Here is a 761-nt window from a genome sequence, read left to right as displayed (position 1 = left end):
TGAATAATAGACCTAAGAAATGTTTAAATTACTTGACACCTAATGAAGTACATTTTGGTATCTCTATAAACATTGAGAATACAATCTAGCTAATTTTATAATTAATCTAAAAAAAAATTCTAATATTATGAGACTTATCTCTTATGAATGGATTAAGTAAAGATAATGGAAAAATTATTTACTACGGAATTTGATACGACCTTTAGTTAAATCATAAGGAGTTATTTCAACCACAACCTTATCGCCAGTTAATATACGAATATAGTTTTTTTTCATCTTGCCTGAAATATGCGCTGTCACAATATGCCCATTCTCAAGTTCTACTCTAAACATTGTGTTTGGAAGAGCTTCTAAAACAACACCTTCCATTTCTATACAATCTTCTTTTGCCATATTGGCCTCATCTCCGGTTAAATTAGTTTTTAATAATTACATAAAACAGCATCTATTTTAAAAGGAATTAATTAAAAACTCAAATCTTTTGAAAAAAATAGTTATTAAAAGGTTATAATTCACTATCAAAACCCTAATTTTTAAGTATTCTCATAGTGGAAAAGTACTTTTTCTTTGAGCTAGTAATCTTCATGGTAGCCATTTTAGGTGGTGGCATAGGTGCTATCATAGGTATTGGAGGCGCGTTATTAATAACTCCTTTACTATCAACCGTATTAGATGTCCCTATTCATTATGCTATTGGAGCATCTCTAGTAGCAATAATCTGTACATCAACAGCAACATCTCTTGTTTCATTAAAATCTCAT

At 29.4% G+C, this 761-nt stretch carries 2 protein-coding genes; one reads left to right on the top strand and one right to left on the bottom strand.

What is annotated here, in order from left to right; all coding sequences use genetic code 11:
• Window positions 1-174: 174 nt before the first annotated feature.
• Complete coding sequence (gene infA, locus F8C69_RS10185) at window positions 175-393, bottom strand: translation initiation factor IF-1 (RefSeq protein ID WP_159185053.1); 219 nt, start codon at window positions 391-393, stop codon at window positions 175-177.
• Window positions 394-548: 155 nt separating this feature from the next.
• On the opposite strand from infA, the gene F8C69_RS10180 reads away from it, so the two are divergent.
• Window positions 549-761, top strand: a 213-nt coding sequence (locus F8C69_RS10180; protein ID WP_159185052.1) for a TSUP family transporter, incomplete at its 3' end; no start/stop codon positions are given.

The sequence above is a fragment of the Francisella noatunensis subsp. noatunensis genome (assembly GCF_009823375.1).
Taxonomy (GTDB): Bacteria; Pseudomonadota; Gammaproteobacteria; order Francisellales; family Francisellaceae; genus Francisella; species Francisella noatunensis.
The sequence above is the reverse complement of the archived record's forward strand: the minus strand, read 5'-3'. Positions and strand labels throughout refer to the sequence as shown.